This window comes from Vibrio iocasae, from assembly GCF_042245395.1.
GTDB lineage: Bacteria > Pseudomonadota > Gammaproteobacteria > Enterobacterales > Vibrionaceae > Vibrio > Vibrio iocasae.
Genome location: NZ_CP145311.1, coordinates 21,957 through 46,372, shown reverse-complemented (window position 1 = coordinate 46,372; position 24,416 = coordinate 21,957). Strand labels below are relative to the sequence as shown.

The window sequence follows — 24,416 nt, the reverse complement described above, 5'->3', positions numbered from 1 at the left end:
GAACAAATAAATCCATATTCCGTTAACATATCAGCATTTTTCACTATTTTTGACACTTTCATCACTACCAAGAGCCAATAAAACCATCATTGGCAAGTGAATTATTATTCCAGTTACTTTTTAACAAAACCAAAACAAACTCTAATATTAGAACAATAGGCAACAAATAAATCTACACTATAAAGAATAGATAGCACATAACACTAAAAACCAACACAGATCACATAATCTATATCTATTGTTAAATTAGGCTAATTACACTATCTGAATGGGTGGCACACCCAATAGTGCCTAGAAAAGTTTAAAGAATAGACGAAGTTGCACCACTTTGAGTGAGTAATTGCACAATTATGAGGAAAATGAGAGGTAAAAGTGTTTGAGAGATGAAGATCAAAAAAGCCCCGCTATTCCTAGCGAGGCTTCTGATGGTGGTCGGTGAAGAGGGATTCGAACCCCCGACCCTCTGGTCCCAAACCAGATGCGCTACCAAACTGCGCTATTCACCGACTTGTTTTCGTTTAGAGACTCTAAACAGGAAGCTAAGCTACCTAGATAATGGGGTGGCTAACGAGACTTGAACTCGCGACAACCGGAATCACAATCCGGGGCTCTACCAACTGAGCTATAGCCACCACTGAAAGAAGTAAAAGCCCCAGCATCTGCTGAGGCTTCCTTGTAGTGGTCGGTGAAGAGGGATTCGAACCCCCGACCCTCTGGTCCCAAACCAGATGCGCTACCAAACTGCGCTATTCACCGACTAAGATTTCGCTTCGAATCAATTCAAAGCAGGAAGCAAAGCTACCTAAATAATGGGGTGGCTAACGAGACTTGAACTCGCGACAACCGGAATCACAATCCGGGGCTCTACCAACTGAGCTATAGCCACCACTAATTTTACCGATATAAACACCTTCCGGGATAAATGGCGCGCCCGAAAGGATTCGAACCTTCGACCTTTGGCTCCGGAGGCCAACGCTCTATCCAGCTGAGCTACGGGCGCATGCCCTATCGGCGGAGTGGAATAATACGTATATCACCATGCCTCGTCTAGCTTTTTTTGAAGTTTTTTTATTATTTGTTGTCTTTTTCGACAGTTAGGATGTGATAAACCGCTAATCATTAGGAACTTGCTGTTTATCGCAACATATTTACAGGATATAATCACGCGACATTTACAATGATTTAACAAAGAATTATCAACGGATTTATCTAATACAAACACTCTAACAATATTAGTAAATGCGTCGATCTTATAAAAACGAAAACAGTAAAGTGAGCTAAATGGATATGTCTCGAAAACTAATTTGCGTATTATTTGCTGCAATTACGACCTTTTCTACCGCAACTTTAGCCTCTAAAGTGAGCGATGAAGAGTATCAGGCAATTGCAGATCGTATTAAGCCCGTTGGCGATGTTTACCTTGCTGGTGCAGAGCCTGTTGTTGAAGAACCTACTGGCCCTCGTGATGCAGCCACCGTTTATAACACCTTCTGTACTGCATGCCATTCTACAGGTGTTTCAGGCGCTCCAATTAAAGGGGACGCTGGACAATGGGCACCTCGTATAGCACAAGGCAAAGATATCATGAATGACCATGCTATTAATGGCTTCAACGCTATGCCAGCAAAAGGCTCATGTATGGATTGTTCGGATGATGAAATCATTGCAACAATCGAGTACATGATTGAAGGCCTATAAATAACACATCAAAACAGACAGGTACGAAAAAAGGATTGAGCTTTTTGCTCAATCCTTTTTTATTTGTGGCTAAAAAGTTATTTCTTAAACATCGATTTAAGATTAGCTATATGCGCTTGCCCCTTTGCCATTCTCTCTTCTTGAGAAACTGGCTTTTTCACGGTTTCCCATTCCACATCATCAAATGGCAATTCATCAAGAAAACGACTGTGTTGAGGTTTGATCAACTCACCAAACTGGCGACGTTCTTTACATAGCGTAAATGTTAGCTCTTTCTGGGCTCGGGTAATTCCCACATAAGCCAGGCGGCGTTCTTCCTCTACATTTTCTTCATCGATACTGGTTTGGTGCGGCAGTATTCCCTCTTCAGAACCCATGAGATAAACATAAGGGAACTCCAGACCTTTTGAGGCATGAAGTGTCATCAGTTGCACCTGATCAGCATCTTCATCATCTTCACCACGTTCCATCATATCTCTAAGGGTCAAACGCTGAACGACTTCTTTCAGTGTTTTCTCTTCTTTATCATAGTTATCGCCTTCAAGGTCAGCGACAATCCAGCTATAGAGATCTGACACGTTCTTCATTCTCATCTCTGCTGCCTTGGCACTAGAAGATGTTTCATAAAGCCAGTCTTCGTAGTTGATATCACGAACTAGGGAGCGTACCGCTTCAACCGTATTTCCTCTTTCCGCATTATCTGATATTGCGACTACCCACTGAGTAAACTTACGTAGGTTTTCTAGCCCCCGACCAGAAAGGTGCTGTTCTAACCCTAGTTCAAAGCTTGATTCAAACAAGCTCTTACCTCGCATGTTGGCGTAGCTTCCAAGCTTTTCTAATGTAACCGGACCTATTTCCCTGCGAGGTGTATTCACGATTCTCAAGAACGCATTGTCATCATCTGGGTTCACCAAAACCTTCAGATAGGCCATGATATCTTTAATCTCAGCTCTGGCGAAAAATGATGTTCCTCCGGAGATTTTGTAAGGAATACGGTTCTGCATCAGTGCTTTTTCAATCAGGCGGGATTGATGGTTACCACGATAAAGAACAGCATAATCTTTGTAATTGGTGCGGTTTAAAAACCTGTGTGCAATTAGTTCACCAGTGACTCTTTCAGCTTCATGGTCTTCATTTTTAGCTGTAAGTACTTTTATCTTTTCACCTTCAGGGATCTCCGAGAATAGAGTCTTTTCGAACACATGAGGGTTGTTGGCGATAAGTATGTTTGCAGCCCGCAGAATACGGCTGGTAGAACGATAGTTTTGCTCAAGCTTAATTACACGTAGATTCGGGTAGTCCTGGCTTAGTAATACAAGGTTCTGAGGCTTAGCTCCGCGCCAAGAGTAGATAGACTGATCATCATCACCTACAACGGTGAGTCTTCCTCGTTCACCAACTATCAGTTTCACCATCTCGTACTGACTGGTATTGGTATCCTGATACTCATCAACCAGAAGATAGCGAATTCTGGACTGCCAACGCTGACGTACTTCTTCATTAGATTTCAAAAGCAGTACTGGCATTAATATCAGGTCATCGAAGTCCAGTGCATTATAAGCTTTCATCTGTTTCTGATACATTTCAAAACAGAACGCAAATAACTGCTCCTGCTCTGAACGCGCCTGTGCTTTCGCCTGCTGTGGTGAAAGCATGTCATTCTTCCAGTTAGAAATGGTACTCAGAAGCATACGAAGCAAATCTTTATCACCATCCAACTGCTTTTCAGTCAGCTCTTTTAGAAGCGCTAACTGATCCTGATCATCAAACAGAGAGAATCCTGCTTTCAAGCCCAGAGCTTTGTATTCACGACGAATAATATTCAATCCAAGGGTATGGAATGTAGAAACCATCAATCCGCGAGACTCTTTCTTACCGAGCGTCTGTGCGACTCGCTCAGTCATCTCCCTCGCGGCTTTATTGGTAAATGTTACCGCAGCAATATTTCTGGCGTTGTAATCGCATTGCTGAACCAGATACGCAATCTTGTTGGTAATAACACGAGTTTTACCTGAACCAGCACCAGCCAGAACCAGACAAGGTCCTGAGACATATTTAACCGCTTCATCCTGTCTGGGGTTTAACTTCATCGTGATACCTGAACCATGTGGGGAAATGGGTGCCTATAATAATCCTCAATCATCTTTTTTACTACGAAGATATCAAAATCGAACTACTCTTTATATTGACCTGAAAAACAGTCACTCCTTATCAATTCACAATTGAAATAACATACCGTAATGTGATTAAATGAATGAACGTTCATTCATTTTTGGTGGATATATGACCTCAGAGATAACAGACAAAAGAATTCTAATTCTCAACGCTGTTGAAAAACTTGTTGCGGAAGAAGGATTTGAAGGCTTGTCGATGCAAAAACTAGCCAAAAGAGCTGGTGTTGCTGCGGGGACTATCTATCGCTACTTTGATGATAAAACACACCTGTTACGAGAAGCTCGCCTGCATGCCACAGCAAAAGCTGCGGATATCATTCAAGCCGGTGTCTCCGATGATTTACCGCTAAAAGAAAGATATCGACTTTTTTGGCTCAACATATGGAACTACGCACAAACAAGAAGTGCAGTTCAAACTCATCTGCTTTACGAGCAATTCGTGCCTGATGATATTGAACAGGTTCATCAACTCGAAAAAGAGATGTTTCGTAAAGTTGACCGCATGTTCGATGAGGGTAAAACAACAGGTTTATTTAAAGAATTGGATAACAACGTGCTTTCTGGAGTCAGCCTGGAAACAAGTACAACAATGGCAAGAAAGCAAAGAAAAAGCTGCTCACAGCTAACTGACGATCAAATAGAACAAGCGATCGAAGCTAGCTGGGATGCCTTAATAAAACACTGATTTGGGGATCAGAAAACAATGAAAATGAGAACTGTTGGGTGGATGCTAGGTGCAATCGCCATCGCCGGTGCTTTGTTCGGTACGGTGATTTACAAAAAAATCACTGGCTTTCAACAAATGCAGGAAGCAATGGCAAATCAGCCTGAACCAGAGTTTCCAATTACTACTGTAGACGTTAAAACTGTCGACTGGATACCAACTATTCAGGCTATCGGTTTTATTGAGCCAAACCAGGGTGTCACTCTTACAACAGAATCAAACGGTGTTATTAAGAAAATACAGTTTGAGTCTGGCGAAACAGTTAGCAAAGGTAAAAAACTGGTTATCCTTGATACAGAAGTAGAAAGAGCCAACCTAGAAAGTGCAAAAGCTCGTTTTCCAGCAGCCGAAGCTAAATACAAACGATATAAAGGTCTATATAAGAAGGGCTCTGTATCTAAAGAATCATATGATAGCGCTGAAGCTGATTACTTCTCTCTGAGAGCTGATATCAAAGCGCTTGAAGCTGCCATCGATCGTCGCGAAATTTCCGCTCCTTTTGACGGTGTTGTTGGTATCAGAAATGTATTCCTGGGTCAGTACCTTCAGCCGGGTACGGACATCGTTCGCCTTGAAGACACTAGCGTTATGCGCCTTCGTTTTACTGTTCCACAAACAGATATCTCTCGCATCTACATTGGTCAGGAAGTGGATATTAGTGTTGAGTCTTACCCTGAAGATACATTTAAAGGCTCAATCTCTGCAATTGAACCAGCAGTAGACAACCAGACAGGTCTGGTTCAGGTTCAAGCTGACATTCCTAACAATGGTGGAAAACTGCGTAGCGGTATGTTCGCCCGTGCCGAAGTAATTCTGCCGACTATTAAAGACCAGATCGTTCTTCCTCAGACTGCGATTACTTATACGCTGTACGGCGACAATGTATACGTAGCATCTGAAGTAGAAGGCGTACTGCGTGTACAGCAACACGTCGTTAAGATCGGTGAGCGAAAAGAAGATATTGCTCATATTCTGGACGGCGTAAAAGCTGGCGACAAGGTAGTGACTTCCGGACAAATTCGTCTAAGAAACGGTGCAAAAGTAAAAGTGGTTGAGAGCGATGCACTAAATACTCCTGCTGAAACACCAATGCTTTAATCAGGGAATCCACTATGCGCTTTACAGACATATTTATAAAACGCCCGGTTCTCGCAATATCTATCAGTTTTCTGATAGCACTGCTTGGCTTGCAGGCGATATTCAAAATGCAGGTTCGGGAATACCCGGAAATGACAAATACCGTAGTAACCGTTACAACAAGTTACTACGGTGCTAGTGCCGATTTGATTCAGGGCTTTATTACTCAGCCCCTGGAACAGGCGATTGCACAGGCAGACAACATTGATTACATGACTTCACAATCTGTTCTGGGTAGTTCCACTATCACGGTAACGATGAAGTTAAACACGGATCCAAACGCTGCACTATCGGACATTCTTGCAAAAACAAACTCGGTTCGTTCTCAACTTCCTAGTGAAGCTGAAGATCCGACGGTAACCATGTCTACCGGTTCAACAACCGCGGTTCTATACATCGGTTTCACCAGTGACGAGCTGGCATCTAGTCAGGTAACTGACTATCTGGAACGTGTTATTGACCCTCAACTGTTTTCTGTAAATGGTGTTTCTAGTGTGGATCACTACGGTGGTTCTAAATACGCAATGCGTATCTGGCTGGATCCGGCGAAGATGGGTGCATTTGATCTGACCGCGACTGAAGTTATGAGCATCCTGAGTGCAAACAACTATCAGTCTGCAACAGGTCAGTCTATTGGTGAGTTTGTTCTTTATAATGGTAGTGCAGACACTCAGATCTCTAGTGTTGCTGAGCTAGAGCGTTTGGTTATCAAACAGGACAACGGTGAACTTATTCGCCTGAGTGACATTGCTAAGGTGACTCGTGAGAAAAGCCACGACGTTGTTAGGGCAAACGCCAATGGTCGCGAAGCGGTTGTTGTTGCAATCAACGCAGCACCAAGTGCTAACCCGATTAACATTGCGAAAGATGTTCTTGAAATTCTTCCAACTCTGGAGAAGAACATGCCTAGCAATATCGAGATGAACGTTCTGTACGACTCGACTGTGGCCATCAACGAATCGATTAACGAAGTTATTAAAACCATTGCGGAAGCAGCGCTGATCGTACTGGTGGTAATTACGCTATTCCTTGGTTCATTCCGTGCTGTAATCATTCCAATCGTTACCATCCCGCTTTCACTCATTGGTGTGGCAATGGTAATGCAAGCTATTGGTTTCTCATGGAACCTGATGACGCTGCTGGCAATGGTATTGGCTATCGGTCTGGTAGTTGATGATGCGATTGTTGTACTTGAGAACGTTGACCGTCACCTTAAGCTTGGCGAATCACCTTTCCGCGCTGCCATTATTGGTACCCGCGAAATAGCCGTTCCTGTTATCGCAATGACCCTGACACTTGGTGCTGTATATGCTCCAATCGCAATGATGGGTGGTATTACTGGTTCCCTATTTAAAGAGTTTGCTTTAACTCTAGCTGGTGCCGTATTCGTATCAGGAATCATCGCTCTGACGCTGTCTCCGATGATGTGTTCTAAGATGCTGAAAGCGAATGAAAAACCAAGTTGGTTTGAAAGCCGCGTGCACAGCTTCCTTGACAGTATGACTGAAGGTTATTCAAAAGTTCTTGGTAAGGTAATGCAGAACCGTGCGGCGATTATTCTTTTCGCTGTTATCGTGATGGGTGTTCTACCTGTTCTGTTCAAACTTATTCCAAGTGAACTAGCACCAGCTGAAGATAAAGGTTTGGTTGTACTAATGGGTACAGGGCCATCAAACGCAAACCTGGATTATCTGCAAAACACCATGGCAGGTGTAAACCAGATGCTAGCAGACCAGCCAGAAGTTGCTTACTCACAGGTATTTGTGGGTGTTCCTCAATCTAACCAGGCATTTGGTATCGCTTCTATGGTTCCGTGGAGTCAACGTGAAGCAAGTCAGGCTGAGGTAACTGGTCGTGTGGGTCAGCTAATCAAGGAAGTACCTGGAATGGCAGTGACTGCATTCCAGATGCCAGAACTTCCAGGTGCAGGTTCAGGCTTGCCAGTTCAGTTTGTTATCACTACACCAAACAACTTCGAAAGCTTATTCCAAATTGCAACCGATATACTGGTTGAGACCATGAGTAGCCCTAGCTTTGTGTTTGCCAATATCGACCTTAACTACGACTCTGCGACGATGAAAATCAACATCGACAAAGATAAAGCGGGTGCGTATGGCGTAACCATGCAGGACATTGGTATGACGCTAAGTACCATGATGGCAGATGGTTACGTAAACCGTATCGATCTGGATGGTCGCTCTTATGAAGTGATACCTCAGGTAGAACGTAAGTATCGCCTGAACCCTGAAACGATGAAGAATTACTATGTTAAGTCTTCAAGTGGTTCGGCTATCCCACTAAGCAGCCTTATCAGCATTGAAGTTGTCGCAGAGCCACGAGCGCTACCTCACTTCAACCAGCTAAACTCGGCTACCATTGGTGCTGTACCTATGGTACCTATGGGTGATGCGATTGCATGGTTTGAAAACATTGCTGAAACCAAACTGCCTGCTGGTTACACACATGACTATATGGGTGAAGCAAGACAGTTTGTTACCGAAGGTAGCTCTCTGGTAACCACGTTTGGATTAGCACTGGCGATTATCTTCCTGGTTCTGGCGATTCAGTTTGAGTCGATTAAAGATCCGATTGTAATCATGGTTTCGGTTCCGCTAGCAATATCTGGTGCACTTGTTGCTCTGGCATGGGGTTTCTCAACCATGAATATCTACTCACAGGTTGGGCTTATCACGCTGGTTGGTCTGATTACTAAGCACGGTATTCTTATCTGTGAGGTAGCCAAAGAAGAGCAGCTTAACCATAAGAAGAATCGTATGGAAGCGGTTATGGAGGCTGCGAAAGTTCGTCTTCGTCCAATCCTGATGACAACGGCTGCGATGATTGCGGGTCTTATCCCACTAATGTACGCAACGGGTGCGGGTGCTGCACAGCGCTTTAGTATCGGTATCGTAATCGTAGCGGGTCTGGCTATTGGTACGCTGTTTACTCTGTTTGTTCTGCCGGTAATCTACACTTTCCTGGCAGAGAAACATAAGCCTCTTCCTGTTTTTGTTGAAGACAAAGATTTGGAAAAACTAGCAAGAATCGATGAGGCAAAAGCCGCTCAGAGAGAAGTTTCTACTCATAGCTAATCGCATCTATTTACGTAAAAGGTCACTTCGGTGGCCTTTTTTATTGGGCATTGGTTCGCAAATTTAATAAAATGAACGCATACCAAAAGGAGTTTTATAAGTTATGTTTGACCCAAAGAAATTAGAGCAAGTTGCTAAGCAAATTCATGAGTCTATGCCGGCACCAGTAAAAGAGTTGGGTGCGGATGTAGATGCAAAAGTCCGTCAGGTAATTCAGGGCCAACTAAACAAGTTGGATGTGGTAAGCCGAGAAGAGTTTGATGTACAAACTCAGGTTCTGCTTCGCACTCGCCAAAAGTTAACTGAAATGGAACAAAAACTAGCTGATCTTGAAACTAAGTTAACTGACAAAGAGTAGTTGGTTGAACCAAACACGAGTGGGAGCAGCGGAAGTTCATCTTTAGTTTTAAAGAGTAGGAGCATTGAGTTTATGTTTCTCAGGACGCTGTAAATACATCCTTGTAGGCTTGAACACAGCATCCATGCTGTGAACACCTGATAAATATCAAACCAACCACCTCGCAGCATCACCAAAATGAGTAAAGGGCCTGATTTTTCAATCAGGCCCTTTCTATATAAATGTATTAAGGTGTTGAGGCTAAGCTGGTCAGTTCAAGTTCAAGGAAGAAGCGCGGAGTTTACGATAGTAAATGAGCACCTTTGACGCAGAAATCAGCCTATAGAACCAGTAAGTTAACCACCAACAGCGATACGCTTCATATCAGTCATGTAACCACGTAGCTCTTCACCAATGTACTCTACAGGGTGGTTACGGATAGCTTCGTTAACTTCAATCAGAGTTGCGTTATCAACCTGATTTGATGTCTCACCAAGGCCTTTACCGATTACATCAGTACCAACTTTCGGCATAAACTTCTCACGTAGAAGTGGAGTAGCAACGTTAGCGAACAGGTAGTTACCGTATTCAGCAGTATCAGAGATTACTACGTTCATTTCGTACAGGCGCTTACGTGCAACTGTGTTAGCAATTAGCGGAAGCTCGTGTAGAGATTCGTAGTAAGCAGACTCATCAATGATGCCAGAAGCCGTCATTGCTTCGAACGCTAGCTCAACACCCGCGCGAACCATAGCGATCATCAGGATGCCGTTGTCGAAGTACTCTTGCTCAGAGATTTCTACATCAGTTTCTGGGTAGTTTTCGAATGCTGTTTCGCCAGTCTCTGCACGCCAGCCAAGAAGGTTAACATCATCGTTAGCCCAGTCAGCCATCATAGTGCTTGAGAACTCTCCCTGGATGATGTCATCCATGTGCTTGTTGTAAAGCGGGCGCATTAGATCTTTCAGCTCTTCAGAAAGCTCAAATGCTTTGATTTTAGCTGGGTTAGACAGGCGATCCATCATGTGTGTGATACCACCAAACTTCAGTGCTTCAGTGATAGTTTCCCAACCGTACTGTAGAAGTTTACCAGCGTAACCAGCGTCAATACCGTCAGCGATCATCTTCTCGTAACATACGATAGAACCAGCCTGTAGCATGCCACAAAGGATAGTCTGCTCACCCATAAGGTCAGATTTAACTTCTGCAACGAATGAAGACTCAAGACAACCAGCGCGGTGACCACCTGTAGCTGCTGCCCAAGCTTTAGCGATATCCCAGCCTTCGCCTTTAGGGTCGTTTTCTGGGTGAACAGCGATTAATGTTGGAACACCGAAGCCACGCTTGTACTCTTCACGTACTTCAGTACCAGGACACTTAGGTGCAACCATCACTACAGTAAGGTCTTCACGAATCTGCATACCTTCTTCAACAACGTTGAAACCGTGAGAGTAACCTAGCGCTGCACCTTCTTTCATTAGAGGCATTACAGTTTCAACAACGTTTGTGTGTTGCTTGTCCGGAGTCAGGTTAACTACTAGGTCAGCCTGAGGGATAAGGTTTTCGTAGCTATCTACCACAAAGCCATTTTCGCTCGCATTTTTGAACGACTGACGCTTCTCATCGATTGCAGCCTGGCGAAGCGCATAAGAAACATCAAGACCAGAATCACGCATGTTTAGACCCTGGTTAAGGCCCTGAGCACCACAACCTACGATTACTACTTTTTTACCTTTCAGGTAATCCGCTTCATCTGCGAACTCTTCGCGATCCATGAAACGACAACGACCTAGCTGGTCTAATTGCTGACGTAGGTTTAGTGTATTGAAATAGTTAGCCATCTTTAAAGACTCCTTTGAGAAACTTTCCGTTGGTCGACTTTCTTTGTCGAATGTCCACATACTAATGCAGGATTTAAATTGCTTAAAGTGATATATTCACAAGTTGTTATTGCAATTGTTGCAATCACCAGTAAATCTATCTAAATAGATAAATGACTGCTTATTGGAAGTAATTATTATGAATATCAAAAGCCTTCAGCTCTTTATTCACCTTTGTGACAGCAAAAGTTTTAGTAAAACTTCTGCTGCAATGCATATAAGTCCTTCAGCACTAAGTCGTCAGATTCAAAAGCTTGAAGAAGAGATTGGACAAAGCCTCTTTATCCGCGACAACAGAAGTGTAGACCTAACTAACGCAGGTAGAAAACTTTTACCTGTCGCTTTATCAATTACTGGAGATTGGCACTCATACTGCACCGATCTTTCAGAACAATCTAAAGAACTGGAGGGAGAGATTCGACTATTCTGCTCTGTGACTGCTAGTTACAGTCATTTACCCGATCTTCTTAATGACTTCCGCTTAAATTACCCTCAAATCGAACTCAAGCTTTCAACAGGTGATCCGGCACAAGCGATCGATAAGATACTGGAAGATGAAGCAGATATTGCTATTTCAGCAAAGCCAGAGCAGCTACCAGCAAGACTTGCGTTTGAAACTATCAGTACCATTCCTTTATCAGTGATAGCTCCCAGCGGCGTAAGTAGCTTTTCATCTGAATTACAGAAAGAGGAGCCAGACTGGAACCAGATACCATTTATACTTCCTGAAGCTGGTACTGCCAGAGATAGAGCAAACAGCTGGTTTAAAAAGATGAAAATTAAACCAAATATCTACGCTCAGGTTTCCGGTCATGAAGCGATAGCAAGCATGGTTGCCTTGGGGTGTGGAATAGGAATAGCGCCAGATGTAGTAATTAATAACAGCCCGGTAAAGGACAAGATACAGCGGCTCAAAGTAGATTCAATTAAACCGTTTGACCTTGGTATCTGCTGTAATCGCTCTAGGCTTAATGATCCGCTTGTTAAGGCTCTGTGGGAACTAGCTGAAGGCAAATTTATTGCCCCTTAGTTTTTACTCGTCCTGATACGAAAAAAGCCTTCCGAATGGAAGGCCTTCTATATAAACAAAGTCTTACGTCTCTTAGCTTTGTTATTTGAAATTAAAACCTGGCAATGTCCTACTCTCACATGGGGAAGCCCCACACTACCATCGGCGCTATTGCGTTTCACTTCTGAGTTCGGCATGGAATCAGGTGGGTCCACAATGCTATGGTTGCCAAGTAAAATTCTGTTATTTGCTCTATCGCTATAAGAAACTGGTGCTGATACCCAGACTCGAACTGGGGACCTCATCCTTACCAAGGATGCGCTCTACCACCTGAGCTATATCAGCAAATTTGCAGTTGCTTCAAGAGCAAAAAACCCGTTCATCGAACGGGTTCTTTTAAATCAAAGCCTGGCGATGTCCTACTCTCACATGGGGAAGCCCCACACTACCATCGGCGCTATTGCGTTTCACTTCTGAGTTCGGCATGGAATCAGGTGGGTCCACAACGCTATGGTCGCCAAGCAAATTCTTTAATTCGGAAAACTGATGTTAATTAACTGTTCTATACACATTCAACGTTCTTATTCGAGTCCACAAAACCCTTTGGGTGTTGTATGGTTAAGCCTCACGGGCAATTAGTACAGGTTAGCTCAACGCCTCACAACGCTTACACACCCTGCCTATCAACGTCGTAGTCTACGACAACCCTTTAGGACACTTAAAGTGCCAGGGAGAACTCATCTCAAGGCTCGCTTCCCGCTTAGATGCTTTCAGCGGTTATCGATTCCGAACTTAGCTACCGGGCAATGCCATTGGCATGACAACCCGAACACCAGAGGTTCGTCCACTCCGGTCCTCTCGTACTAGGAGCAGCCCCTTTCAATTCTCCAACGCCCACGGCAGATAGGGACCGAACTGTCTCACGACGTTCTAAACCCAGCTCGCGTACCACTTTAAATGGCGAACAGCCATACCCTTGGGACCGACTTCAGCCCCAGGATGTGATGAGCCGACATCGAGGTGCCAAACACCGCCGTCGATATGAACTCTTGGGCGGTATCAGCCTGTTATCCCCGGAGTACCTTTTATCCGTTGAGCGATGGCCCTTCCATTCAGAACCACCGGATCACTATGACCTGCTTTCGCACCTGCTCGAATTGTCATTCTCGCAGTCAAGCGGGCTTATGCCATTGCACTAACCACACGATGTCCAACCGTGTTTAGCCCACCTTCGTGCTCCTCCGTTACTCTTTGGGAGGAGACCGCCCCAGTCAAACTACCCACCAGGCACTGTCCTCACCCCAGATAATGGGGCTAAGTTAGAACATCAAACATACAAGGGTGGTATTTCAAGGATGGCTCCATGCATACTGGCGTACACACTTCAAAGCCTCCCACCTATCCTACACATGTAGGCTCAATGTTCAGTGCCAAGCTGTAGTAAAGGTTCACGGGGTCTTTCCGTCTAGCCGCGGGTACACTGCATCTTCACAGCGATTTCAATTTCACTGAGTCTCGGGTGGAGACAGCGTGGCCATCATTACGCCATTCGTGCAGGTCGGAACTTACCCGACAAGGAATTTCGCTACCTTAGGACCGTTATAGTTACGGCCGCCGTTTACCGGGGCTTCGATCAAGAGCTTCGACCTAAGTCTAACCCCATCAATTAACCTTCCGGCACCGGGCAGGCGTCACACCGTATACGTCATCTTACGATTTTGCACAGTGCTGTGTTTTTAATAAACAGTTGCAGCCACCTGGTATCTGCGACTCTCGTCAGCTCCATCCGCAAGGGACTTCACCAATAAGAGCGTACCTTCTCCCGAAGTTACGGTACCATTTTGCCTAGTTCCTTCACCCGAGTTCTCTCAAGCGCCTTGGTATTCTCTACCCGACCACCTGTGTCGGTTTGGGGTACGATTCCTTACAATCTGAAGCTTAGAGGCTTTTCCTGGAAGCATGGCATCAATGACTTCACTACCGTAGTAGCTCGACATCGTGTCTCAGCCTTAAAAAGAGCCGGATTTACCTAACTCTTAAGCCTACGCACTTGAACCTGGACAACCGTCGCCAGGCCCACCTAGCCTTCTCCGTCCCCCCATCGCAATTGTAAGAAGTACGGGAATATTAACCCGTTTCCCATCGACTACGCCTTTCGGCCTCGCCTTAGGGGTCGACTTACCCTGCCCCGATTAACGTTGGACAGGAACCCTTGGTCTTCCGGCGTGGAGGTTTTTCACCCCCATTATCGTTACTCATGTCAGCATTCGCACTTCTGATACCTCCAGCAAACCTTACGATTCACCTTCAACGGCTTACAGAACGCTCCCCTACCCCGCAATCAAAGATTGCAGCCGCAGCTTCGGTTTATTACTTAGCCCCGTTACATCTTCCGCGCAGGCCGACTCGACTAGTGAGCTATTACGCTTTCTTTAAATGATGGCTGCTTCTAAGCCAACATCCTAGCTGTTTTAGCCTTCCCACATCGTTTCCCACTTAGTAATAATTTGGGACCTTAGCTGGCGGTCTGGGTTGTTTCCCTCTCCACGACGGACGTTAGCACCCGCCGTGTGTCTCCCGGATAGTACTTACTGGTATTCGGAGTTTGCAAAGGGTTGGTAAGTCGGGATGACCCCCTAGCCTTAACAGTGCTCTACCCCCAGTAGTATTCGTCCGAGGCGCTACCTAAATAGCTTTCGGGGAGAACCAGCTATCTCCAGGTTTGATTGGCCTTTCACCCCTAGCCACAAGTCATCCGCTAATTTTTCAACATTAGTCGGTTCGGTCCTCCAGTTGATGTTACTCAACCTTCAACCTGCCCATGGCTAGATCACCTGGTTTCGGGTCTATATCCAGAGACTGAACGCCCAGTTAAGACTCGGTTTCCCTACGGCTCCCCTAAACGGTTAACCTTGCCACTGAATATAAGTCGCTGACCCATTATACAAAAGGTACGCAGTCACCCCACAAAGGAGGCTCCTACTGCTTGTACGTACACGGTTTCAGGTTCTATTTCACTCCCCTCACAGGGGTTCTTTTCGCCTTTCCCTCACGGTACTGGTTCACTATCGGTCAGTCAGGAGTATTTAGCCTTGGAGGATGGTCCCCCCATATTCAGACAGGATATCACGTGTCCCGCCTTACTCGATTTCACTGAAAATGGTTTGTCGGTTACGGGGCTATCACCCTTTATTGCCATGCTTTCCAGCATGTTCACCTGAACCATTAAAAGCTTAAGGGCTAATCCAATTTCGCTCGCCGCTACTTTCGGAATCTCGGTTGATTTCTTTTCCTCGGGGTACTTAGATGTTTCAGTTCCCCCGGTTCGCCTCATTAACCTATGTATTCAGTTAATGATAATTGCTTATGCAATTGGGTTTCCCCATTCGGAAATCGTAGACTCAAGTGGCTTTTACTGCCTTATCTACGCTTATCGCAAGTTAATACGTCCTTCATCGCCTCTGACTGCCAAGGCATCCACCGTGTACGCTTAGTCACTTAACCATACAACCCCAAAGAGTTTCCAAGAAACCTTTAAGATTGTTTAATCAAACAACCAAAGTTGTCTGCAATTTTTATACATGTGCAGACACGATTTTGCCGGACTCAAATTCCAAGAACACTTGAATGTGTGTTGGTACCTATATCTTTAAAAGACATAGGATTTGAGAACTTTTAATTGAATAACAACGCATATCTAAAAGATATGGGGATTGTTGTTATTCGTCAGCTTTCCAAATTGTTAAAGAGCAAAGATTCACTTTCTATTTAAAGAAAGAAACCATTTTTAAAGATTCTTAAGGAAAAACCCTTAAAGATGGTATCCCGTAGGGGAGTCGAACCCCTGTTACCGCCGTGAAAGGGCGGTGTCCTAGGCCTCTAGACGAACGGGACACTAAAACTTGAAGGTGTTGGGCACCTTCTACTCTAAACTTTCTAAACCTAATCAATCTGTGTGAACACTCATCAATGCACAATCTATATCGTTAAGGAGGTGATCCAGCCCCAGGTTCCCCTAGGGCTACCTTGTTACGACTTCACCCCAGTCATGAACCACAAAGTGGTAAGCGTCCCCCCGAAGGTTAAACTACCTACTTCTTTTGCAGCCCACTCCCATGGTGTGACGGGCGGTGTGTACAAGGCCCGGGAACGTATTCACCGTAGCATTCTGATCTACGATTACTAGCGATTCCGACTTCATGGAGTCGAGTTGCAGACTCCAATCCGGACTACGACGCACTTTTTGGGATTCGCTGACTCTCGCAAGCTAGCAGCCCTCTGTATGCGCCATTGTAGCACGTGTGTAGCCCTACTCGTAAGGGCCATGATGACTTGACGTCGTCCCCACCTTCCTCCGGTTTATCACCGGCAGTCTCCCCAAAGTTCCCACCCGAAGTGCTGGCAATTAAGGATAAGGGTTGCGCTCGTTGCGGGACTTAACCCAACATTTCACAACACGAGCTGACGACAGCCATGCAGCACCTGTCTTACAGTTCCCGAAGGCACACCTGCGTCTCCGCTGGCTTCTGTAGATGTCAAGAGTAGGTAAGGTTCTTCGCGTTGCATCGAATTAAACCACATGCTCCACCGCTTGTGCGGGCCCCCGTCAATTCATTTGAGTTTTAATCTTGCGACCGTACTCCCCAGGCGGTCTACTTAACGCGTTAGCTCCGAAAGCCACTCCTCAAGGGAACAACCTCCAAGTAGACATCGTTTACGGCGTGGACTACCAGGGTATCTAATCCTGTTTGCTCCCCACGCTTTCGCATCTGAGTGTCAGTATCTGTCCAGGGGGCCGCCTTCGCCACCGGTATTCCTTCAGATCTCTACGCATTTCACCGCTACACCTGAAATTCTACCCCCCTCTACAGTACTCTAGTTAACCAGTTTCAAATGGCCTTCCGAGGTTGAGCCCCGGGCTTTCACATCTGACTTAATTAACCACCTGCATGCGCTTTACGCCCAGTAATTCCGATTAACGCTCGCACCCTCCGTATTACCGCGGCTGCTGGCACGGAGTTAGCCGGTGCTTCTTCTGCAGCTAACGTCAAATGATGAGCGTATTAAACTCACCACCTTCCTCACTGCTGAAAGTGCTTTACAACCCGAAGGCCTTCTTCACACACGCGGCATGGCTGCATCAGGCTTGCGCCCATTGTGCAATATTCCCCACTGCTGCCTCCCGTAGGAGTCTGGACCGTGTCTCAGTTCCAGTGTGGCTGATCATCCTCTCAGACCAGCTAGAGATCGTCGCCTTGGTGAGCTCTTACCTCACCAACTAGCTAATCTCACTTAGGCGTATCCGATAGCGTGAGGCCCGAAGGTCCCCCACTTTGCTCCGAAGAGAGTATGCGGTATTAGCCATCGTTTCCAATGGTTATCCCCCTCTACCGGGCAACTTCCTAAGCATTACTCACCCGTCCGCCGCTCGACGCCCTTAACGTTCCCCGAAGGTTCAGTTAAGTCGTTTCCGCTCGACTTGCATGTGTTAGGCCTGCCGCCAGCGTTCAATCTGAGCCATGATCAAACTCTTCAATTAAAGTTTTTTTGCATCTAAGATGCGGCTCAATGAATACTGATAACATTACATGTAATGTTGAATTGACTGTGCCGAATAACATAAGTTATTTCGTTTGGTCACTCAGTTCATTGATAAATCTTTTTAGATTATCATCAACGAGTGCCCACACAGATTGATAGGTTTAAATTGTTAAAGAGCTTTCTCACTTCGAAAAGTAAGGCTTTAAGAGGCTTTCTCTCAAAGCGGACGTGCATTCTAGCGAGATAATCGTCAGTGTCAAACACTTTTTAAAATCTTTTTTGCCAGCCCCTCTTTCGAGTGGTTCGTCCAACTGATATCAGCGTTTCCGTTTGGTGTCCGCCGTGTCAGTGAGGGCGCATTATAGAGACCTTCGTCACATTGGCAAGCCCTTTTTTAACTTTTTTTGAATTTATTTTCCTTTCGCAGAAAAATTGCTCAAAAAGGGCTAAAAAGACAGGTTTTGTTTACATTTCCTTAAAGGAATGGGCAAATTTAGTAACCTTTTCCCAGTTGGTATACTCAATTTCTTTGGTTGGGTCTGTCTCGCCACCGGTAATTTTCATAATTAACTGGATGCAGAGACGATCAAACAACTTATATTGAGGATATCTAAGCGCACCAGCGAAAACACCAATCTTAGATGGTACCCAAGGGGATTTCTTCTGGAAGGTTTTCACATAAGCACTTCCTTCCGGAGTGTCTTTACCTTGATCTTCTTTTCTTGCCGTCAGGTTAACTAAAAAGAAAGCAGCGTTAATCTCTTCAAGCTTTGCCTTATTCTTGGCCACAAAGCGATAGAAATACTTACTTAGGTGGCCATATCTGATAGATGCTCCGATAAGCACTTTATCAAATCCCCCAAAGTCAGCTTCCTCTATAGTGTGCAAATCACTAATCTCGCATTCAAAGCCTTCCATCTGCTCTGCTATAAAGTTACAAATCTTTATTGTTTGACCATCTGTGCTCGAGTAGAGCAAAAGTGCTTTTTTCACGTTATATCCTTTTTAGCTTCGCCAGAACGTAGGCGTAAGCAAAATTAGTAAAGTAAATATCTCAAGGCGACCAAATAGCATGGAGACAACCAACACCCACTTAGCCTTATCATTTATATCACCGTAGTGAAGAGCAACATCCCCTAGACCAGGACCCAGGTTGTTCAAAGTAGACGCTACGGCTGAGAATGCGCTTAGTTCATCTATACCTGTAGCAATAAGAGCTAGCATGCAGACAACAAATACCAATGCATAAGCGGAGAAAAATCCCCAAACAGCATCAACAACTCTCTGTGGAAGTGCTTTATCGCCAAGTTTAATGGTAAAAACCGCCCTTGGATGAATAAGGCGTTTTATTTCACGTGCCCCCTGAAGAGAAAGTAGCAATATTCGAATGACCTTCATTCCGCCACCAGTAGAACCGGCACACCCTCCAATAAAAGAAGAGAACAGAAGCAGTACAGGCAAGAACAGTGGCCACTCTGCAAATCCGGTAGTAGTAAAGCCCGCTGTTGTAGAAATAGATACGGTCTGAAACAGTGCCTGATCAAAAGCATTATATATAGAATCGTAAGAGTGGTGGTTTAAAAGCAACAAAAAGCAAACCACAAACAGAATAAACTGTATAAAGAAGAAGGCTCTGAATTCTGGATCTTTAAAATAGTATTGAGGATGGACACCACCAGATGCAAAAGCGGCGAAGTGCAGAGAGAAGTTACAGCCAGAAATCAGAAGGAATACGACGGTTATCATGTTGATCGCATGGCTATCAAAATATCCCATGCTTGCGTCATGGGTAGAGAACCCTCCAATAGCAATTGTAGAAAAGCTATGGCATATCGCATCAAACGGTGTCATCCCTGCCAGCCAGAACGCTGCTGCACAAGCTAAGGTAAGACTCAGATAGATGTACCAAAGCACCTTCGCTGTCTCAGCTATTCGCGGTGTCATCTTACTGTCTTTAACAGGACCTGGTATTTCTGCCCTATAAAGCTGCATACCACCGATACCAAGCACAGGTAAAATCGCCACAGCTAATACGATGATACCCATACCACCGAACCATTGTAGAAACTGACGATAGAAGAGTATCGCTTTTGGAAGCTCATCCAGCCCAACAATTACTGTCGCACCAGTTGTTGTTAGTGCCGAGAATGACTCAAAGAAAGCATCAGTAACGGATATGTTGGGGTCTTCAGATATTAGAAATGGTATTGCACCCGCGCTGCCAATTACCGTCCAAAAAAGAACAACGATAAGAAAGCCATCACGGGCTTTGAGATCCCTTTTGTGATAGCGATTGGGAAACCAGCAAATCCCTCCACAAAGAAGAAGGACAAAGAAGGTGGTAACAAAAGGAACACCCGCACCATCTCTATATACAAGTGCGACAAAAGCAGGAGCTAGCATAGATACGCTAAACAACGCAAGAAGCAACCCAACGATGCGGATTATTGAACGAAATTGCATGATTTATAAATTGAAGCGTTAGCTTCCGACTTCCTAGTTCTTTTCTTCGGTGACAATAACCTTCGCACCGCTTTTATTCACAACTGCCAGCGTAAATTCTTCGGCAACTAACTTCTCAAGCTCAATCACCAAAATAACTTTTTCGCTATAATCGGAGCTGATTTGTGTCGCACCATACTGTCCCATGAGAGACTGAAGTATCGGCATAAAACCGTAGTCTAACGTCAGAGTCAATTTAGTGGTTATTTTTTTCTCAATAGTTTGAAGCAGCTTAAGTGCCTGTTGAACGCCACCGCCATATGCTTTTACCAGACCACCTGTACCCAGCTTAATACCACCCGAGTATCGGGTAACAACCGCTGTAATCTCACCGACACCAGAACCACTTAGCTGTGCAAGGATAGGTTTACCCGCGGTGCCAGAAGGTTCACCGTCATCGCTGAATCCCCACTTCATAGAGTCTTCAGGTCTTCCTGCTACAAATCCCCAGCAATTATGGCGAGCATCCGAATGTTTCTGCTTAATCTGCTCAACAAAGGCTTTAGCCTCATCGACTGAAGGGGTATGAGCAAGATATGTGATAAACACGCTCTTCTTTATTTCTTCTTCAAAGACAGCAGGTTCAGATGGTATTAAATAGGGTTGATCGTTCATTCTAGTACTAGTTACTTCAAATCTAATTACAGTGTATCACGCTATAAAATTAAATAGATAGCCGCATCAATCTCACAAATGTTAAACACTTGTTTGAATTTTGTTGCAATTAAATCTTCTCTGGTACAAAATCTAGCCACTGGTCATACCATCTAAACTAATCGGTATTCCAGACAATAATTAATAGATGGAGTCAGTTCTGCACAAAAAGAACAAACAGAGCTGATAAGCGCTCGATAGCAATCTTTGATTGTTCATCACGGAGAAAGATAATGATTTATCAAGCCACTACCCTACAAGTAAAGGAATTACGAGACGGTATTGCAGAGCTCTGCTTTTGCGCCCCCGCTTCCGTAAATAAACTCGATTTAGCCACTTTAGAATCTTTAGATCAGGCCCTCGATGCGATCAAAGAGAATGGCAGCATTAAAGGCCTTATCCTGACATCAGATAAAGATGCTTTTATCGTTGGTGCTGATATTACCGAGTTTTTAGGCCTGTTTGCCAAGCCCGAAGATGAGCTAGATAAATGGCTGCAATTTGCTAACGCCATCTTTAACAAGCTCGAAGACCTACCTTTCCCTACTCTATCCGCTTTAAAGGGCCATACACTTGGCGGTGGTTGTGAGTGTGTACTTGCTACCGATTTCCGTATCGGAGACAAAACCACCAGCATCGGTCTGCCGGAAACTCAACTAGGCATCATGCCGGGCTTTGGTGGCACCGTTCGTATGCCAAGACTGGTTGGTGCAGATACGGCTATGGAGCTTATTACTACAGGTAGACCACAGCGCGCTAACGATGCATTGAAGATTGGCCTGCTAGATGCAGTAGTAGACTCTGAAGCATTAACTGAGTCAGCGATTGAAACAATCTCTCAGGCGATTAATGAAAAAATCGACTGGCAAGGCAGACGTAAGCAAAAGACATCAGCACTCAACCTTAGCAAGATAGAAGCAATGATGAGCTTCACTATGGCTAAAGGTCTGGTCGCTCAGAAAGCAGGTCCTCACTACCCTGCCCCAATCACTTCAGTTAAGACTATTGAAGAAGCAGCAACTCTATCTCGCAATGCTGCATTAGATGTCGAGCGTAAGCACTTTGTTAAGTTAGCTAAATCTGAAGAAGCTAAATCTCTTGTGGGCATTTTCTTGAATGACCAGTACATCAAAGGACTGGCGAAGAAATCGGCTAAATCAGCAAGCAAAGATACCGAAAGAGCTGCTGTTCTTGGTGCAGGCATTATGGGTGGTGGTATCGCCTACCAGTCAGCGCTAAAAGGCGTTCCTGTCATGATGAAGGATATCGCACAAGCTTCTCTTGATCTTGGTATGACAGAAGCATCCAAATTACTGAATAAAAGGCTGGAGCGTGGAAGGTTAGATGGATTCAAAATGGCGGGAATCCTCTCTTCCATCACTCCAAGCCTTCACTATGCAGGCGTTGAACAATCAGATGTGATTGTTGAAGCCGTTGTAGAAAACCCGAAAATCAAAGCAGCTGTGCTGGCTGAAGTTGAAGAAAATGTAAATGAAGAGACTGTCATTACGTCCAATACTTCAACCATACCTATTAACCTGCTGGCAAAATCACTTAAACGCCCAGAAAACTTCTGTGGTATGCACTTCTTCAACCCGGTACACAGAATGCCGTTGGTAGAAATTATCCGTGGTGAACACACCTCAGAGGATACTATCAATCGCGTTGTGGCCTACGCTGCCAAGATGGGTAAATCACCAATAGTCGTTAATGACTGCCCAGGGTTCTTTGTAAACCGTGTTCTATTCCCTTACTTCGGTGGCTTCAGTGCGCTAATGAATGATGGTGCTGATTTTACGAAAGTCGATAAGGTGATGGAAAAACGCTTTGGCTGGCCAATGGGTCCAGCATATCTGTTGGATGTGGTTGGTATTGACACTGCCCACCATGCACAAGAAGTGATGTCTCAAGGCTTCCCACAGCGTATGGCGAAAGAGGGCAAAGATGTTATCGATGCTCTGTTTGAAGCCAGCAAATATGGTCAGAAGAACGGTAGTGGCTTCTACGCTTACACAGTTGACAAGAAAGGACGTCCGAAGAAATCCTTTAGCGAAGAAGTTATCCCTGTTCTTCAGAGTGTCTGCCCAGAGCAAAAAGAGTTTGATGATGAAACCATTATCAACCGAATGATGATTCCTATGATCAACGAAGTGGTTCTTTGTCTTGAAGAAGGCATCATCGCTTCGCCACAGGAAGCCGATATGGCACTGGTTTATGGCCTAGGCTTCCCTCCATTCAGAGGTGGTGTATTCCGTTATCTGGATAGTATTGGTGTTAAGCAGTATGTCGAGTCTGCAGCACAATTTAAGGATCTTGGTCCGCTGTATCAGGTTCCACAGATGCTTCTGGATATGGCTGAATCTGGCGAGACTTTCTATCAGTCTCAACAAGCCAGTTCGCTTTAACTTCACTTTTGGATAAGGAGTATCAAAATGAATAACGTTGTTATTGTTGATTGCCTTCGTACACCAATGGGTCGTTCCAAAGGTGGGGCATTTAGAAATGTACGAGCTGAAGATCTATCAGCTCATCTTATGAAAGGTATCCTAGCACGCAACCCTGAGGTTGACCCGAATCAGATAGAAGATATCTACTGGGGTTGTGTTCAGCAAACGCTTGAGCAAGGTTTTAACGTTGCACGTAACGCTGCGCTTCTTGCTGACCTGCCTAAACAAATTGGTGCGGTAACAGTAAACCGCCTTTGTGGTTCCTCAATGCAAGCTCTGCATGACGCATCCCGCGCTATTATGGTTGGTGACGCAGAGATCTGCCTGATTGGCGGTGTTGAGCATATGGGCCATGTACCGATGAACCATGGTGTCGACTTCCACCCTGGACTCTCAAAGAACGTAGCTAAAGCCGCTGGCATGATGGGGCTCACGGCTGAAATGCTAGGTAAACTCCATGGCATCAGCCGTTCTCAACAAGACGAGTTTGCAGCAAGGTCCCACGCAAGAGCCCAGGCAGCAACGGTTGAGGGTAGATTTAAGAATGAAATTCTACCAACCGAGGGACATGCTGCTGACGGTTCACTAATCCAACTGGATTATGATGAAGTTATCCGCCCGGAGACAACTGTAGAAGGTCTGTCTCAGCTCCGTCCGGTATTTGACCCTGCGAACGGAACAGTTACCGCAGGCTCTTCTTCTGCTCTGTCTGATGGCGCTTCAGCAATGCTATTAATGAGCGAAGAAAAAGCAAAAGAGCTAGGTGTTAAGATTCGCGCCCGAGTTAAGTCGATGGCTATTTCTGGTTGTGATCCTTCTATCATGGGCTACGGGCCGGTACCTGCTACCCAAAAGGCACTGAAGCGCGCTGGACTATCTATCGAAGATATGGGCGTTATAGAGCTTAATGAAGCATTTGCTGCTCAGTCACTTCCATGTGCTAAAGACCTTGGTCTTCTGGATGTAATGGACGAGAAAGTGAACCTTAATGGTGGCGCTATCGCTCTTGGTCACCCTCTTGGTTGCTCAGGCTCTAGAATCTCTACAACGCTTATCAATCTAATGGAAGCGAAGGACGCCAAATATGGTCTCGCGACCATGTGCATCGGACTTGGGCAAGGTATCGCAACCATCTTCGAGCGAGACTAAACCTAGTTAAATTTTAAAGCGGCTTCGGCCGCTTTTTTATTGCGCTCAGGAATATATGCACAACCTACA

13 protein-coding genes, 7 tRNA genes and 4 rRNA genes are annotated in these 24,416 nt (G+C 45.0%); 8 read left to right on the top strand and 16 right to left on the bottom strand.

Annotated elements, in window-relative coordinates:
* Positions 1-429: 429 nt before the first annotated feature.
* The 5 genes from SNR28_RS09700 to SNR28_RS09680 all read right to left on the bottom strand — a co-directional run bounded on the left by SNR28_RS09700 (position 430) and on the right by SNR28_RS09680 (position 1,000).
* A tRNA-Pro gene (locus SNR28_RS09700) sits at positions 430-506 on the bottom strand.
* Between the two features lie 50 nt (positions 507-556).
* Positions 557-632, bottom strand: a tRNA-His gene (locus SNR28_RS09695).
* Between the two features lie 47 nt (positions 633-679).
* A tRNA-Pro gene (locus SNR28_RS09690) sits at positions 680-756 on the bottom strand.
* Positions 757-810: 54 nt separating this feature from the next.
* Positions 811-886 (bottom strand) — tRNA-His (locus tag SNR28_RS09685).
* 37 nt (positions 887-923) lie between these two features.
* Positions 924-1,000, bottom strand: a tRNA-Arg gene (locus SNR28_RS09680).
* Positions 1,001-1,281: 281 nt separating this feature from the next.
* Between SNR28_RS09680 and SNR28_RS09675 the strand changes: the two genes are divergently transcribed.
* Positions 1,282-1,698: a c-type cytochrome gene (locus SNR28_RS09675; RefSeq protein ID WP_375752087.1), complete on the top strand. Its 417-nt coding sequence runs from the start codon at positions 1,282-1,284 to the stop codon at positions 1,696-1,698.
* A gap of 77 nt (positions 1,699-1,775) precedes the next feature.
* On the opposite strand, the gene rep is transcribed toward SNR28_RS09675, so the two are convergent.
* Positions 1,776-3,791 carry a DNA helicase Rep gene (rep, locus tag SNR28_RS09670; protein ID WP_375752085.1) on the bottom strand — a complete coding sequence of 672 codons (2,016 nt, stop codon included), beginning with the start codon at positions 3,789-3,791 and terminating at the stop codon, positions 1,776-1,778.
* Between the two features lie 193 nt (positions 3,792-3,984).
* On the opposite strand from rep, the gene SNR28_RS09665 reads away from it, so the two are divergent.
* The 4 genes from SNR28_RS09665 (at position 3,985) to SNR28_RS09650 (ending at position 9,186) form a co-directional block, all read left to right on the top strand.
* A complete protein-coding gene (locus SNR28_RS09665) occupies positions 3,985-4,560 on the top strand; it encodes a TetR/AcrR family transcriptional regulator (RefSeq protein ID WP_375754064.1) in 576 nt (191 codons plus the stop codon).
* A 42-nt stretch (positions 4,561-4,602) separates the two neighbouring features.
* Positions 4,603-5,697 (top strand): efflux RND transporter periplasmic adaptor subunit, encoded by a 1,095-nt coding sequence (locus SNR28_RS09660; RefSeq protein ID WP_375754063.1) that lies wholly within the window; start codon positions 4,603-4,605, stop codon positions 5,695-5,697.
* 14 nt (positions 5,698-5,711) lie between these two features.
* Complete coding sequence (locus SNR28_RS09655; protein ID WP_375752084.1) at positions 5,712-8,828, top strand: multidrug efflux RND transporter permease subunit; 3,117 nt, start codon at positions 5,712-5,714, stop codon at positions 8,826-8,828.
* A 103-nt stretch (positions 8,829-8,931) separates the two neighbouring features.
* Complete coding sequence (locus tag SNR28_RS09650; RefSeq protein ID WP_375752083.1) at positions 8,932-9,186, top strand: accessory factor UbiK family protein; 255 nt, start codon at positions 8,932-8,934, stop codon at positions 9,184-9,186.
* Positions 9,187-9,521: 335 nt separating this feature from the next.
* Here the strand turns inward: SNR28_RS09650 and ilvC are convergent, their stop codons facing one another.
* Complete coding sequence (ilvC, locus tag SNR28_RS09645; RefSeq protein WP_375752082.1) at positions 9,522-11,006, bottom strand: ketol-acid reductoisomerase; 1,485 nt, start codon at positions 11,004-11,006, stop codon at positions 9,522-9,524.
* Between the two features lie 178 nt (positions 11,007-11,184).
* Between ilvC and ilvY the strand changes: the two genes are divergently transcribed.
* Entirely contained in the window at positions 11,185-12,075 is an 891-nt protein-coding gene (ilvY, locus tag SNR28_RS09640; RefSeq protein ID WP_375752081.1) for an HTH-type transcriptional activator IlvY, read from the top strand.
* A gap of 96 nt (positions 12,076-12,171) precedes the next feature.
* On the opposite strand, the gene rrf (SNR28_RS09635) is transcribed toward ilvY, so the two are convergent.
* From rrf (SNR28_RS09635) to SNR28_RS09595, 9 genes are all read right to left on the bottom strand, one after another.
* A 5S ribosomal RNA gene (rrf, locus tag SNR28_RS09635) occupies positions 12,172-12,287 on the bottom strand.
* A 36-nt stretch (positions 12,288-12,323) separates the two neighbouring features.
* Positions 12,324-12,399 (bottom strand) — tRNA-Thr (locus SNR28_RS09630).
* A 61-nt stretch (positions 12,400-12,460) separates the two neighbouring features.
* Positions 12,461-12,576: ribosomal RNA gene (rrf, locus tag SNR28_RS09625) — 5S ribosomal RNA — on the bottom strand.
* A gap of 92 nt (positions 12,577-12,668) precedes the next feature.
* A 23S ribosomal RNA gene (locus SNR28_RS09620) occupies positions 12,669-15,558 on the bottom strand.
* A gap of 314 nt (positions 15,559-15,872) precedes the next feature.
* A tRNA-Glu gene (locus SNR28_RS09615) sits at positions 15,873-15,948 on the bottom strand.
* A 93-nt stretch (positions 15,949-16,041) separates the two neighbouring features.
* A 16S ribosomal RNA gene (locus tag SNR28_RS09610) occupies positions 16,042-17,593 on the bottom strand.
* The 16S, 23S and 5S rRNA genes sit together here with 2 tRNA genes alongside, the layout of an rRNA operon.
* Positions 17,594-18,060: 467 nt before the next feature.
* Positions 18,061-18,588, bottom strand: a complete 528-nt coding sequence (gene hemG / locus SNR28_RS09605; protein WP_375752079.1) for a menaquinone-dependent protoporphyrinogen IX dehydrogenase — start codon at positions 18,586-18,588, stop codon at positions 18,061-18,063.
* 12 nt (positions 18,589-18,600) lie between these two features.
* A complete protein-coding gene (locus SNR28_RS09600) occupies positions 18,601-20,058 on the bottom strand; it encodes a TrkH family potassium uptake protein (protein ID WP_375752078.1) in 1,458 nt (485 codons plus the stop codon).
* A gap of 33 nt (positions 20,059-20,091) precedes the next feature.
* The gene (locus SNR28_RS09595; protein ID WP_375752077.1) at positions 20,092-20,712 is read right to left on the bottom strand and encodes a YigZ family protein; all 621 of its coding nucleotides are present in this window, start codon (positions 20,710-20,712) and stop codon (positions 20,092-20,094) included.
* Between the two features lie 272 nt (positions 20,713-20,984).
* Between SNR28_RS09595 and fadB the strand changes: the two genes are divergently transcribed.
* Positions 20,985-23,156, top strand: a complete 2,172-nt coding sequence (gene fadB, locus SNR28_RS09590) for a fatty acid oxidation complex subunit alpha FadB (RefSeq protein ID WP_375752075.1) — start codon at positions 20,985-20,987, stop codon at positions 23,154-23,156.
* A 27-nt stretch (positions 23,157-23,183) separates the two neighbouring features.
* Positions 23,184-24,347 (top strand): acetyl-CoA C-acyltransferase FadA, encoded by a 1,164-nt coding sequence (gene fadA, locus SNR28_RS09585; RefSeq protein ID WP_375752074.1) that lies wholly within the window; start codon positions 23,184-23,186, stop codon positions 24,345-24,347.
* Positions 24,348-24,416 lie beyond the last annotated feature (69 nt).